The organism is Kitasatospora sp. GAS204B (genome assembly GCF_029892155.1).
GTDB lineage: Bacteria > Actinomycetota > Actinomycetes > Streptomycetales > Streptomycetaceae > Kitasatospora.
In genome coordinates, this window is record NZ_JARZAG010000007.1 from 255,744 (window position 1) to 268,249 (window position 12,506).

General features: G+C 72.6%; 12 protein-coding genes and 1 riboswitch. Of the genes, 4 read left to right on the forward strand and 8 right to left on the reverse strand.

The annotated features are described in order from the left end of the window. Positions 1 to 17: 17 nt before the first annotated feature. From groL to thrC, 4 genes are all read right to left on the reverse strand, one after another. The gene (groL, locus tag P3T41_RS12510) at positions 18 to 1,640 is read right to left on the reverse strand and encodes a chaperonin GroEL (RefSeq protein ID WP_280689789.1); all 1,623 of its coding nucleotides are present in this window, start codon (positions 1,638 to 1,640) and stop codon (positions 18 to 20) included. A 318-nt stretch (positions 1,641 to 1,958) separates the two neighbouring features. Continuing rightward, positions 1,959 to 2,162 carry a cold-shock protein gene (locus P3T41_RS12515; protein WP_030289665.1) on the reverse strand — a complete coding sequence of 68 codons (204 nt, stop codon included), beginning with the start codon at positions 2,160 to 2,162 and terminating at the stop codon, positions 1,959 to 1,961. A 548-nt stretch (positions 2,163 to 2,710) separates the two neighbouring features. Beyond that, positions 2,711 to 2,989: a MoaD/ThiS family protein gene (locus tag P3T41_RS12520; protein WP_280689790.1), complete on the reverse strand. Its 279-nt coding sequence runs from the start codon at positions 2,987 to 2,989 to the stop codon at positions 2,711 to 2,713. 36 nt (positions 2,990 to 3,025) lie between these two features. After that, positions 3,026 to 4,303: a threonine synthase gene (gene thrC, locus P3T41_RS12525; protein WP_280689791.1), complete on the reverse strand. Its 1,278-nt coding sequence runs from the start codon at positions 4,301 to 4,303 to the stop codon at positions 3,026 to 3,028. A 17-nt stretch (positions 4,304 to 4,320) separates the two neighbouring features. Continuing rightward, positions 4,321 to 4,452, reverse strand: a riboswitch (SAM riboswitch). Positions 4,453 to 4,604: 152 nt separating this feature from the next. On the opposite strand from thrC, the gene P3T41_RS12530 reads away from it, so the two are divergent. Together P3T41_RS12530 and P3T41_RS12535 are read left to right on the forward strand one after the other, a co-directional pair. Continuing rightward, the gene (locus P3T41_RS12530) at positions 4,605 to 5,615 is read left to right on the forward strand and encodes a glucosyl-3-phosphoglycerate synthase (protein ID WP_280689792.1); all 1,011 of its coding nucleotides are present in this window, start codon (positions 4,605 to 4,607) and stop codon (positions 5,613 to 5,615) included. Between the two features lie 128 nt (positions 5,616 to 5,743). Continuing rightward, positions 5,744 to 7,210, forward strand: coding sequence for a trehalose-6-phosphate synthase (locus P3T41_RS12535; RefSeq protein ID WP_280689793.1), 1,467 nt, complete (start codon positions 5,744 to 5,746; stop codon positions 7,208 to 7,210). On the opposite strand, the gene otsB is transcribed toward P3T41_RS12535, so the two are convergent. The 3 genes from otsB to P3T41_RS12550 form a co-directional block, all read right to left on the reverse strand. Beyond that, complete coding sequence (otsB, locus tag P3T41_RS12540; protein WP_280689795.1) at positions 7,186 to 8,034, reverse strand: trehalose-phosphatase; 849 nt, start codon at positions 8,032 to 8,034, stop codon at positions 7,186 to 7,188. The genes P3T41_RS12535 and otsB overlap by 25 nt on opposite strands. 29 nt (positions 8,035 to 8,063) lie before the next feature. Further along, positions 8,064 to 8,291: a DUF3263 domain-containing protein gene (locus P3T41_RS12545; RefSeq protein ID WP_280689796.1), complete on the reverse strand. Its 228-nt coding sequence runs from the start codon at positions 8,289 to 8,291 to the stop codon at positions 8,064 to 8,066. Between the two features lie 72 nt (positions 8,292 to 8,363). Continuing rightward, positions 8,364 to 9,152 carry a DeoR/GlpR family DNA-binding transcription regulator gene (locus P3T41_RS12550; RefSeq protein ID WP_280689797.1) on the reverse strand — a complete coding sequence of 263 codons (789 nt, stop codon included), beginning with the start codon at positions 9,150 to 9,152 and terminating at the stop codon, positions 8,364 to 8,366. Between the two features lie 193 nt (positions 9,153 to 9,345). Between P3T41_RS12550 and P3T41_RS12555 the strand changes: the two genes are divergently transcribed. Next, positions 9,346 to 10,278, forward strand: a complete 933-nt coding sequence (locus P3T41_RS12555) for an ROK family protein (protein WP_280689798.1) — start codon at positions 9,346 to 9,348, stop codon at positions 10,276 to 10,278. Beyond that, entirely contained in the window at positions 10,275 to 11,444 is a 1,170-nt protein-coding gene (gene nagA / locus P3T41_RS12560; RefSeq protein WP_280689799.1) for an N-acetylglucosamine-6-phosphate deacetylase, read from the forward strand. Before P3T41_RS12555 ends, nagA begins: the two co-directional genes overlap by 4 nt. A gap of 25 nt (positions 11,445 to 11,469) precedes the next feature. On the opposite strand, the gene P3T41_RS12565 is transcribed toward nagA, so the two are convergent. Continuing rightward, positions 11,470 to 12,495 (reverse strand): hypothetical protein, encoded by a 1,026-nt coding sequence (locus P3T41_RS12565; protein ID WP_280689800.1) that lies wholly within the window; start codon positions 12,493 to 12,495, stop codon positions 11,470 to 11,472. Positions 12,496 to 12,506: the final 11 nt, after the last annotated feature.

A 12,506-nucleotide genomic window follows, 5' to 3' on the forward strand; every position in this document is an offset into this window, starting at 1 on the left:
TGACCCTCGACGGAGGATCAGAAGTCCATGTCACCGCCCGGCATGCCGCCGCCGGCGGCCGCGGCGGCCTTCTCCGGCTTGTCGGCGATGACGGCCTCGGTGGTGAGGAAGAGCGCCGCGATGGAGGCGGCGTTCTGCAGCGCGGACCGGGTGACCTTGGCCGGGTCGATGATGCCCGCGGCGATCAGGTCCTTGTACTCGTTGGTGCTGGCGTCCAGACCGTGACCGGCGGGCAGGTTGCGGACCTTCTCCACCACGACACCGCCCTCGAGGCCGGCGTTGGCGGCGATCTGCTTGATCGGGGCCTCCAGCGCGACCTTGACGATGTTGGCGCCAGTGGCCTCGTCGCCCTCGAGCTCGAGCTTGTCGAACGCGATACCGGCCTGCAGCAGGGCCACGCCACCGCCGGCGACGATGCCCTCCTCGACGGCCGCCTTCGCGTTGCGAACGGCGTCCTCGATGCGGTGCTTGCGCTCCTTCAGCTCGACCTCGGTCGCCGCGCCCGCCTTGATGACGGCCACGCCGCCGGCCAGCTTGGCGAGGCGCTCCTGGAGCTTCTCGCGGTCGTAGTCCGAGTCGCTGTTCTCGATCTCGGCGCGGATCTGGTTGACCCGCCCGGCGACCTGCTCGCTGTCGCCGCCACCGTCGACGATGGTGGTCTCGTCCTTGGTGATGACCACCTTGCGGGCGGTGCCCAGCAGGTCGAGACCGGCGTTCTCGAGCTTGAGGCCGACCTCCTCGGAGATCACGGTGCCGCCGGTGAGGATGGCGATGTCACCGAGCATGGCCTTGCGACGGTCGCCGAAGCCCGGGGCCTTGACGGCGACGGACTTGAAGGTGCCGCGGATCTTGTTCACGACCAGGGTCGACAGGGCCTCGCCCTCGACGTCCTCGGCGATGATGACGAGCGGCTTGCCGCTCTGCATGACCTTCTCCAGCAGCGGGAGCAGGTCCTTGACCGAGCCGATCTTGGAGTTGACGATCAGGATGTAGGGGTCCTCGAAGGAGGCCTCCATCCGCTCCAGGTCGGTGGCGAAGTAGGCGGAGATGTAGCCCTTGTCGAAGCGCATGCCCTCGGTGAGCTCGAGCTCCAGGCCGAAGGTGTTGCTCTCCTCGACGGTGATGACACCTTCCTTGCCGACCTTGTCCATGGCCTCGGCGATCAGCTCGCCGATCTGGGTGTCGGCGGCGGAGATGGAGGCGGTCGAAGCGATCTGCTCCTTGGTCTCCACGTCCTTGGCCTGGGCCAGCAGCTGGTCCGAGACGGCCGCGACGGCCTTCTCGATGCCGCGCTTCAGGGCCATCGGGTTGGCGCCGGCGGCGACGTTGCGCAGACCCTCGCGAACCAGGGCCTGGGCGAGCACGGTGGCGGTGGTGGTGCCGTCACCCGCGACGTCGTCCGTCTTCTTGGCGACCTCCTTGACGAGCTCCGCACCGATCTTCTCGTACGGGTCCTCGAGCTCGATCTCCTTGGCGATGGAGACGCCGTCGTTGGTGATCGTGGGGGCGCCCCACTTCTTCTCAAGGACGACGTTGCGGCCCTTGGGGCCGAGCGTCACCTTGACGGCATCGGCAAGCTGGTTCATGCCGCGCTCAAGGCCGCGGCGAGCTTCCTCGTCAAACGCGATGATCTTGGCCATCGGAAGTGGTCCTCCAGGACACGGTCGACTGCTCGGACCAGTGGTGCCCGCGACGGACGGCCCTGGTATGCGGGGGTCCTGTCCCCTACCGCTCCCGGGGGCCTCACCGACCCGGTCCGTTTGTCACTCTCACACTGTGAGTGCTAACGCCAATGATTAGCACTCCGGCATGACGAGTGCAAGCTCCTTCGGCGACCGGACGTCAACTCGGGGCGAACGAACGGCAGGCCCGCACCCTCCCCCGCGGTCGGGGGTGGGTGCGGGCCTGCCGTTGAACCACCAGCTCGGTGAGAGCCGAGGCTCCGAGGTTCGGAAAGGTCAGACCGCCGCGCGGACCATGTCCGCCTGCGGGCCCTTCTGCCCCTGGGAGATCTCGAACTCGACCCGCTGGCCCTCTTCAAGGGTGCGGTAGCCGTCCATCTGGATCGCGCTGTAGTGGACGAACACGTCCGCACCACCGTCGACCGCGATGAAGCCGTAGCCCTTCTCCGCGTTGAACCACTTGACGGTGCCCTGAGCCATTCCGAACTCCCCTAGTGCTGTGCTGGCCCTTCACGCGCCCGCAGGTCACGAGCGCGGGTCTGGCGGAGATGCCCGAGGAAACCCCCCTGGGCGCGCTCCCGCATGCCGCACCGCCCCACCCCCGGAAGCCAGTTGGCGCCGACGGAGCAGGCGAATGCATCGACCGCGGCTGAATGTATCCGCATCGGAGCCCTGTGCAACAGGCCCACTGAGCGCAAATTCGGCGGGGCCGTGAAGGGATAGCAAGGGAGGAATGCGACAGAACTCGCCAATTCGGCCGGGACATAGCGGACGAAACTCACGAATAGCACAAAGAATTCTGACGATCCGCCGACATGATTCGGGTGATACAGCGGCAGCTGCCGTCTCAGGACCCGGGACACCCCGAGCCGTGCTCCAGCCGCGCACCAGAACGGGGCCGGAAGTCGGGGACAGCCTATGCCCTGCCGACGACCGCCGCGGACACGCCTCAGGGCGCCGCGCCCGCCGCCGGTGACCGGCGCACGGGCCCGGCGCCCTGAGCGCCTGACGGGAGCGGTGACGGGCCGTCAGCAGCCGCCGGCCACCGCCGGGATGATCGACACGCCGGCGCCGTCGCCGACCGCGGTGGCCAGCCCCTCGGCGAACCGCACGTCGTCGTCGTTCACGTACACGTTGACGAAGCGGCGCAGCTTGCCGGTCTCGTCCAGGATCCGCTGGCCGATCCCGGGGAAGTTCGCGTCCAGGTCGGCGATGACCTCCTGCAAGGTGGCGCCCTCGACGCCCACCTCGGCCTTGCCGTCGGTGTAGCTGCGCAGGATGGTCGGGATGCGGACGGTCGCGCTCATGGGGTTACTCCTCGCTAGCGAAGTGCTGGGGGTGGGTCAGGCCAGGCCGGCGGCGCGGAAGGACTCCAGGGTCGGCCGGATGGTCGCGGTCAGACCGGCGTCGGCGACCGCGTCCAGCGTCTTCAGGCCGTCCCCGGTGTTGATCGCGACGGTCTCCTTGGCCGGGTCCAGCAGGCCGTTCTCGACCAACTTCTTGAGCACGCCGATGGTCACGCCGCCGGCGGTCTCGGCGAAGATCCCCTCGGTGCGGGCCAGCAGCCTGATCGCGGCCACCACCTCGGCGTCGGTGACGTCCTCGACCGCGCCGCCGGTGCGCCGGGCGATGTCCAGCACGTACGGGCCGTCGGCCGGGTTGCCGATCGCCAGCGACTTGGCGATGGTGTCCGGCTTGACCGGCCGGATCACGTCGCGACCGTCCTTGAAGGCGGTGGCGACCGGCGAGCAGCCGGCCGCCTGGGCGCCGAAGATCTTGTACGGCCGGTCCTCGACCAGGCCGAGCTTGATCAGCTCCTGCAGCCCCTTGTCGATCTTGGTGAGCTGCGACCCCGAGGCGATCGGGATGACGATCTGCTCCGGCAGCCGCCAGCCGAGCTGCTCGCAGATCTCGTACGCCAGCGTCTTGGAGCCCTCGCCGTAGTACGGGCGCAGGTTGACGTTGACGAAGCCCCAGCCCTCGCCGGCCGGGTCGCCGATCAGCTCGGAGCAGAACCGGTTCACATCGTCGTAGTTGCCCTCGATGCCGACCAGCTCGCCGCCGTAGACGCCGGCCATCACGATCTTGCCCTGCTCCAGGTCGTGCGGGATGAACACGCAGGACTTGAAGCCGGCCCGGGCCGCCGCGGCGCCCACCGCGCCGGCCAGGTTGCCGGTGGAGGAGCAGGACAGGGTGGTGAAGTCGAAGGCGCGGGCGGCCTCGATGGCGCAGGCCACCACCCGGTCCTTGAAGGAGTGGGTGGGGTTGCCGGAGTCGTCCTTGACGTGCAGCTGGGCGGTGAAGCCGAGCTCGCGGCCCAGGTTGTCGGCCTTCACCAGCGGGGTCCAGCCCGGGTTCAGGTTGGGCTTGGACGCGACGTCGGCGGGCACCGGCAGCAGCGGGGCGTAGCGCCAGATCGAGGCGGGGCCCGACTCGATCCGCTTGCGCAGCTCCTCGGCGTCGTAGCCGGCGTAGTCGTAGGCGATCTCCAGCGGCCCGAAGCACTCCAGGCAGGCGAAGCTCGGGCCGAGCGGGAACTTGGTGCCGCACTCGCGACAGGACAGCGAAGCGGCGGGGCCGAGGTCGACGGTGGACGGCTCGACAGGGGTAGCGGTAGCCATGATGGCGGAGGCCTCTCTCCTCATCTTCCCCGTGGCGCGGTCGCGCCACAGGCCGGAATTGGCACCTGTCCCGCCGGCGCCTGCGATGGCCGGGCGAGAAGGTTGCCGGGACGTCGACGGGCCGTTCCCTCAGTCCCTCTGGATGAGCTCTGTGAAGTTGTGGTCCTGCGTTGTGCTGGTCTTGCTCTGCGGCCGACCCCGGCGTGCGAAGGTCTGACGGCAGTACGAAGACTGTAACCGAAGGCCGGGCCACCGACCCGGAGCGTCCGCCACGCGAGACGAGAACTACGAGGAGCGAGATTTGCCTGCCGAGCAGAGCCCAGCGCCACTCCCGGAGGTGGCCGACTGGCTGCGCCGCCGGTCCTGGCGGTCGGCCGACCGCTCGGCCGCCGGCCTGCTCGCCGCCAAGCGCGCCGCCGGGCCGGCCGGGACGGTGAGCGTGGTGCTGCCCGCGCTGGACGAGGAGTCCACGGTCGGCGGGATCGTCGAGGTGATCCGGCGGGAGCTGATCGAGCGGCTGCCGCTGGTGGACGAACTGGTGGTGGTGGACTCCGGCTCGGCCGACCGGACCGCCGAGGTGGCCGCCGCGGCCGGGGCCCGGGTGGTGCACCGGGACGAGATCCTGCCCCGGGTGCCCCCGGCAGCCGGCAAGGGCGAGGTGCTCTGGCGCTCGCTGCTGGTGACCAGCGGCGCGATCGTCTGCTTCATCGACGCCGACCTGCGCGAGTTCGACCCGGCCTTCGTCTCCGGCATCATCGGCCCGCTGCTCACCGACCCGGACCTGCAGCTGGTCAAGGCGATGTACGACCGACCCTTGGAGACCGAAGGCGCCGTGGTGCCGGCCGGCGGCGGGCGGGTCACCGAGCTGGTCGCCCGGCCGCTGCTCAACCTGCACTGGCCCCAGCTGGCCGGCTTCGTCCAGCCGCTCGGCGGCGAGTACGCGGCCCGCCGCTCACTGCTGGAGCAGCTGCACTTCCCGACCGGTTACGGGGTGGAACTGGGCCTGCTGGTGGACGCGCTGGAGCTGGTCGGCCTGGACGCGCTGGCCCAGGTGGACGTCGGCGTGCGCCACCACCGCCACCAGGACAGCCAGGCCCTTGGCCGGATGGCCGCCACCATCTACCGCACCGCGCTGGAGCGACTGGACCGCACCCACCGGCTGAAGGCCACCGAGGACCTGGCCCGCCCGGTGCTGACCCAGTTCGGCAGGGATCCGCGAACGCGTGACTTCCGGGCCCACAGCCACGTCGTGACGGCCACCGAACGGCCACCGATGATCGGCCTGCCCGAGTACCGGGCCGGCCGGGTGTGACCTTCGCCGGGGTTTGCGGTCCACCGCCTCCGGCAAGGTTGAACATGTGACCCCTCCACTCCCTCGGGAGGGACGGCCGCCCACCCGGCTCCGCAGAGCCGGCTGACCGCCGAGCGTTTCGAGGAGAAATGGCCGATCATCCGACCACCGCCCGCGTCCTGGTGGCTTCCAACCGGGGCCCGGTCTCCTTCAGCAGCGCCGAGGACGGCTCGCTGACGCTGCGCCGCGGCGGCGGCGGGCTGGTCTCCGGCCTGTCCGCGATCGACGATCCGAACGCCGTCTGGGTCTGCGCCGCGCTCGGCGCGGCGGACCGCGAGGCGGTCCGGCGCTCGCCGCAGGGGCGCCTGGACCGGGGCGGCTTCGACGTCGGTGGACAGGCCGTCCGGATGCTGGACATCGACCCCGAGGTCTTCGACCACGCGTACAACGGGGTGGCCAACTCCACCCTCTGGTTCCTGCACCACCTGCTCTACGACACCCCGACCGCACCGGTCTTCGACGCCGCCGCCGCCGAGCACTGGCGGGCCTTCGAGGCCTACAACCGGGCCTTCGCCGAGGCGCTGGCCGCCGAGGCGGCGCCCGGCGCGGCGGTGCTGGTGCAGGACTACCACCTGACCCTGGTGCCGGCGCTGCTCCGCGAGCTGCGCCCGGACCTGCGGATCGGCTACTTCCTGCACATCCCGTGGGCCCCGGTCGACTACTTCAGGCTGCTGCCGGACGCACTGGCCACCGCCGTGCTGACCGGCGTGCTCGGCGCGGACCGGGCCGGCTTCCACACCCGGCGCTGGGCCGAGGCGTTCGCCGACTGCTGCGAGCGGGTGCTGGACGCGAAGATCATCTCTGGGGCGGGCCCCGGGTCCGAACTCTCGGTCAGCTACCAGGGCCGCACCACCCGGCTCGGCGTGCACGCGCTGGGCGCCGACGCCGACTTCCTGCTCGAGCGAGCCCACCGGCCGGACGTCGAGGAGCGGCTGGCCACGCTGCGCGCGGCGGTGGGCGACCGCCGGACCATCGTCCGGGTGGACCGCACCGAGCTGAGCAAGAACATCGTGCGCGGTCTGCAGGCCTACCAGCACCTGCTGCGCAGCCGCCCCGAGTGGCGCGGGCGGGTGGTGCACATCGCCTTCGCCTACCCCTCCCGGCAGGACCTGGCCGAGTACCGCGAGTACACCGCAGCCGTGCTGCGGATCAGCCAGGAGATCACCGAGGAGTTCGCCACCGACTCCTGGCAGCCGCTGATACTCCAGGTCGAGGACGACTTCGCCCGCTCGCTGGCCGCCTACCGGCTGGCGGACGTGGCGCTGGTCAACCCGATCAGGGACGGCATGAACCTGGTCGCCAAGGAGGTCCCGGTGGTCTCCGACGCCGGCTGCGCGCTGGTGCTCTCCCGCGAGGCGGGCGCGTACCCGGAGCTGGCCGAGGACGCGCTGGGCATCAACCCGTACGACGTGGTGGGCACCGCCGAGGCGCTGCACCGGGCGCTGAACATGCCGGCGGCGGAGCGGCGCGAGCGCACCGCGCGGCTGGCCACCGCCGCCACCGCGCTCTCCCCGCAGCAGTGGTTCCTGGCTCAGCTGGCGGAGCTGAGCGACTGACCGATCCGGTCCAGCAGCTCGACCACCCCGGCCGGGCCCGGCACCACCAGGTCCGCCCGTTCGGCGATCTCGCGCACCGGCGGCTCGCCGGTCACCGGACCGCTGGCCACCAGCACCCCGGGCAGCGCCTGGGCCCGCAGGCGCTCCACCGCCGCGTAGGCGGCCAGGTCACCGAGGTCGTCCCCGGCGTAGAGCACCGAGCGGGCGCCGCGCTCGCGCAGCAGCCCGGTCAGCGCCGCGCCCTTGTCCACGCCCGGCGCGCGCAACTCCAGTACGAACCGGCCCGGTTCGACGGCCAGGCCGTGGGCGGCGGCCAGCTCGGCCAGCGGGGCGCGCAGCAGCTCCAGGGCGGCCTGCGGGTCGGCGGTGCGGCGGGTGTGGACGGCGAGCGAGCGTTCCTTGTCCTCGATCGAGGTGCCCTCGGGGGCGGGCAGCACGCCCAGCAGGGAGGGCAGTTCGGCGCGGACGGCGGCCACCCCCGGGTGGATCTCGGGGGCGGTCAGCTTGCCGGCCTCCCACCGCTCGGCGCCGTAGTGGCCGAGCACCACCAGCCGGTCCAGGCCGGGCAGCCGGTCGAAGCCGCCGAGCCGCACCGCGCTGAGCACCGGGCGGCCGGTCACCACCGCCACCGTGTTGACCAGCGGTGCCAGCCGGGCCAGCGCCGCGGCGGCGTCGGGGTGCGCGTACGCCCGCTCGGGGTCGGCGACGATCGGCGCGAGGGTGCCGTCGAAGTCCAGCGCGACGACGGCGCCGGCCGGGTCGGCCAGCACGGCCGCGAGGCCCGCGCGGCCGGCGGGGGTGGTCGGTTCCAGCACGATGCCCATGGCGAAGGCCTACCCAGGGCCCGCCGCGGTTAACGCTCGGCGCGGCGGGCGTCCCGGATCCGGCGCAGCCGGTTGACCAGCACCGGGCTGTGCTCGAGCGCCTCGGGGCGCTCGAGCAGTCCGTTCAGCAGCTGGTAGTAGCGGGTGGCGGAGATGCCCAACCGCTCCCGGACGGCCTGCTCCTTGGCGCCCTGCGTGCGCCAGCCCGCGCCCTCCAGGGCGAGCACGGCCCGCTCGCGTTCGGTCAGCTCACCCATGAGGCCATTGTGCCCGGCGCGGCCTGCCCAGCGCGGCATGCCCAGTGGGCGCAGCCGCTCGTCGCCGCCCCGTCACGCCGTCAGCACCCGCACGCCCGCCTCGGCGAAGCCCGCCGCCAGTTCCTCGCTCAGCGGCTGGTCCGTCACCAGGGTGTCGATCGCGTCCAGCCCGCAGATCCGGGCGAACGCCCGCCGACCGAGCTTGGAGGAGTCGGCCGCCACCACCACCCGGCGGGCCCGCTCGGCCAGCAGCCGGTTGACGCTGGCCTCGCCCTCGTGGTGCGCGCTGGCCCCGATCCCGGTGTCCAGCGCGTCCACGCCCAGCACCGTGACGTCCAGCGTCAGTTCGGCGAGGACCGTGCTGGCCAGTGGGCCGATCAGCTCGTACGATTGCGGCCGGGCCACCCCGCCGGTCACCACGATCTTCACGGCCGGACGGACCGTCAGTTCGTTGGCGATGTTCAGCGCGTTGGTGACCACGGTCAGCAGGTGCCCCGCCTCGGCGCGCTCGGTCAGTTCCGGGCGGACCGCGAGGGCACGGGCCACCTCGGTGGTGGTGGTCCCGCCGTTCAGCCCGACCACCTCGCCGGGCGCGATCAGTCCCGCCACCGCGGCGCCGATCCGCTGCTTGGCCCCGGCATTGCGGGCCGTCTTGTACCGCAGCGGCAGGTCATAGGAGACGTTGTGCGCCACCGCCCCGCCCCGGGTGCGGGTGACCATCTGCTGGCGGGCCAGTTGGTCGAGGTCGCGGCGGATCGTGGCGGCCGACACGTCCAACGCGACCGCCGCCTCCTCGACTTCCAACTTGCCGTGCTCGGCGAGGAGTTCGAGGAGACTGTTCCACCGCTCGTATCTGGACACGCCGCACCTTCCGTTCTGTTTCCACCCTGAACGTCCACTCCTGCGTGGACAGCGTCGCACAGCGTCCCGCACGCACCGCGCCGGCCGGGGGGCCACCGCGCGCTCGCCGCGTGCGACCGAACTCACTGCGGCGGATCGACAAAACCCGGCAGTGGACTAGACCTCTCCTCCTCAGTCAAGGGAAACTGTCCCCGTGAAGCACGTCATCGCACTCGATGTAGGCGGCACCGGCATGAAGGCCGCGCTGCTCGCCCAGGACGGCTCCGTGCTGTTCGAAGCACGCCGACCGACCGGGCGGGAGCACGGCACGGACGCCGTGGTCACCGCCATCCTCGACTTCGCCGCCGACCTCGCCGAGCAGGGCGGCCGCCGTTTCGGCGAGCACCCGCTGGCGGCCGGCGTCGCGGTGCCGGGCACGATCGACGAGAGGAACGGGATCGCGGTCTTCTCCGCCAACCTCGGCTGGCGGGACCTGCCGCTGCGCAAGCTGCTCGGCGAGCGGCTCGGCGGCCTGCCGGTCGCGCTCGGCCACGACGTCCGCAGCGGCGGGCTGGCGGAGGGGCGGATCGGCGCGGGGCTCGGGGTGGCGCGGTTCCTCTTCATCGCGCTGGGTACCGGCATCGCCGGCGCGATCGGGATCGACGGACGCATCGAGGCCGGCGCGCACGGCTACGGCGGCGAGATCGGCCACGTGGTGGTCCGGCCCGGCGGCCCGGCCTGCGGGTGTGGCGCCCGCGGCTGCCTGGAGACGCTGGCCTCGGCCGCCGCGGTCTCCCGCGCCTGGGCCGAGGCGATCGGCGACCCGGCGGCGGACGCGGCGGGCTGCGCGCTGGCCGTCGAGGCCGGCGACCCGCGGGCCGCGGCGGTCTGGCGCGGCGCGGTGGACGCCCTGGCGGACGGCATCGTGCTGGCGCAGAGCCTGCTCGACCCCGGCACGGTGATCGTCGGCGGCGGCCTCGCCGAGGCCGGCGACACCCTCTTCACTCCCCTGCGCGCGGCGGTGGCCGAGCGGTTGACGTTCCACATGCCCCCGAAGGTGGTACCCGCCATGCTCAAAGACACCGCCGCCGCCCTGGGCGCGGGCCTGCTCGCCTGGGATCTGCTCTCCACGGAGGTGACCGCGTGACGACCGCGCAGCGAACTGTTCTGTCCGGAGCCCGGCTGGTGCTGCCCAGCGGTGTGGTCGACGACGGCCGGCTGGCCATCGAGGGCGGCACCATCGCGGAGATCGGCGGCGAGCGCACCCCGGCGGACCTGGACCTGACCGGGTACACGGTGGTGCCCGGCTTCGTCGACCTGCACGTGCACGGCGGCGGCGGCGCCTCGTACGCCGCCGGCATCGCCGAGGAGGCGCTGACGGCGGCCCGCACCCACCTGGCACACGGCACCACCACCACGATCGCCTCCACCGTCACCGGGGAGATCGACGAGGTCTGCCGGCAGGCCGCCGTCCTCTCCGAGCTGGTCGAGGACGGGGTGCTGGCGGGCGTCCACTTCGAGGGGCCGTTCATCTCCCCCGGGCGGTGCGGCGCGCACCGGCCCGACCTGCTGCGGGAACCCGACCCGGCGCTGGTCCGCAAGCTGGTGGACGCCGCCCGCGGCACCGCGAAGATGGTCACCCTGGCGCCCGAACTGCCCGGCGGCCTGGACTCGGTGCGCCTGCTCGCCGACCTCGGGGTGATCGCGGCGGTCGGCCACACCGACTCCGACTACGCCAAGACGCTGGAGGCGATCGAGGCCGGCGCCACCGTCGCCACCCACCTGTTCAACGCCATGCCGGGCATCCAGCACCGCGCCCCGGGCCCGATCGTCGCGCTGCTGGAGGACGAGCGGGTCACCGTCGAGCTGATCAACGACGGCACCCACCTGCACCCCTCGGTGCTGGACCTGGCCTACGGCACGGCCGGTGCCGCGCGGGTCGCGCTGATCACCGACGCGATGGGCGCGGCCGGCATGGGCGACGGGCTCTACCCGCTCGGCCCGCTCCAGGTCCGGGTGGAACAGGGGGTGGCCCGGCTGGTCGAGGGCGGCTCGATCGCCGGATCCACCCTCACCCTGGACGTCGCCTTCCAGCGCTCCGTCACCGTGAACAGGCTGAGCCTGACCCAGACCGTGCAGTCGATCTCGACCACACCGGCCGCCCTGCTCGGGCTGTCGGACACGGTCGGCTCGCTGGCCGTCGGGCTGCGGGCCGACCTGGCCGTCCTGGACTCCGAGTCCTACGCCCTGGTCGCCGTGCTGCGCCGCGGCGAGTGGATCAACGGCGCCGAGCGGTTCACCAAGGGGAACTGAGTCTCCCTCAGGTTTCTCCCGTCCGTCAGCTGCTGGCGGACCCCGGCGCGGCGGCCGAGGCACCGCCCGCCGCACTCGGGTAGTCGCCGTTGTAGGAGAACGGGGTGAGCGCCACCTGGTCCACCAGGACCGGTCCACCGGCGGGGACCGACACCGTGATGGTGTTGTTCCCCGCCTGGAGGTCCGGCCAGACGTTCGTGTAGGACCAGTACGGGTCGCCGCCCGCCGGGTTGGAGTTCTTGAAGGTGGTGCCGCCGGCCTTGTCCTGGCCGTTGACGCTGACCGAGGCCTTCACCGGGCCGCCGCCGTTGTTGTAGTGCACCCAGAACTTGTACTGCCCGGCGGCGGGCGCGGTGAACGTCCAGGTCGCCGAGGAGCCCTGCTGGAGCGTCAGGTAGCTGCCGTCGGAGGAGATCGCGCCCTTCACCCCGGTGCCCGGCGCGGCGCCCTGGGCCTGGGCCTTGGAGCCGTCGACGAAGCTGATGGAGCCGCCGGAGGCGCTCGCCGGGGGCGAGGCGGCAGCCGACGGGCTGCTCCCGGCGGCCGAGCCGGCGGGCGCCGTGGCGTGGCCGGTGCTCGTCGCGGTCGCCGGGCCGGGGGCGCCGTTGTCCTTGGTGCTCTTGCCGTCGTTGCCGGAGAGCGCGATCCCGGAGCCGATGGCGATCGCCGCGACCACCGCGACCACGCCGATCACCGGGCCCTTGCCGCGCCCGCGCGGGGCGTCCTCGCCGGGCTGCGGCCGGGACCGCTCGGCGTAGCGGGACTGCTGGTGCGGCAGTTGCGTGGTGGCGTCCGGGCCTGGCCCGTACGGGCCGCGCGGCGGCTGGGCGTGCGGCGGCGGGTAGCCGCCCTGCGGCTGCTGCGGGGGCGCGCCGTACTGGGTGCGGCCGACCTCCATCGGGCGGGTGTACGAGGTGCGCGGTACGCCGGGCGCGCGCTCCGGCGCGCCGTCCCCCTCGCCGCCCTCGGAGCGGTAGAGGTAGGCGAAAGGATCGTCCTCGGCGGGTGGCTGCTCGGCGCCCTCGGGTCCGCGGCTGCTGTCGGCTGTCATCGCGCTGGTCA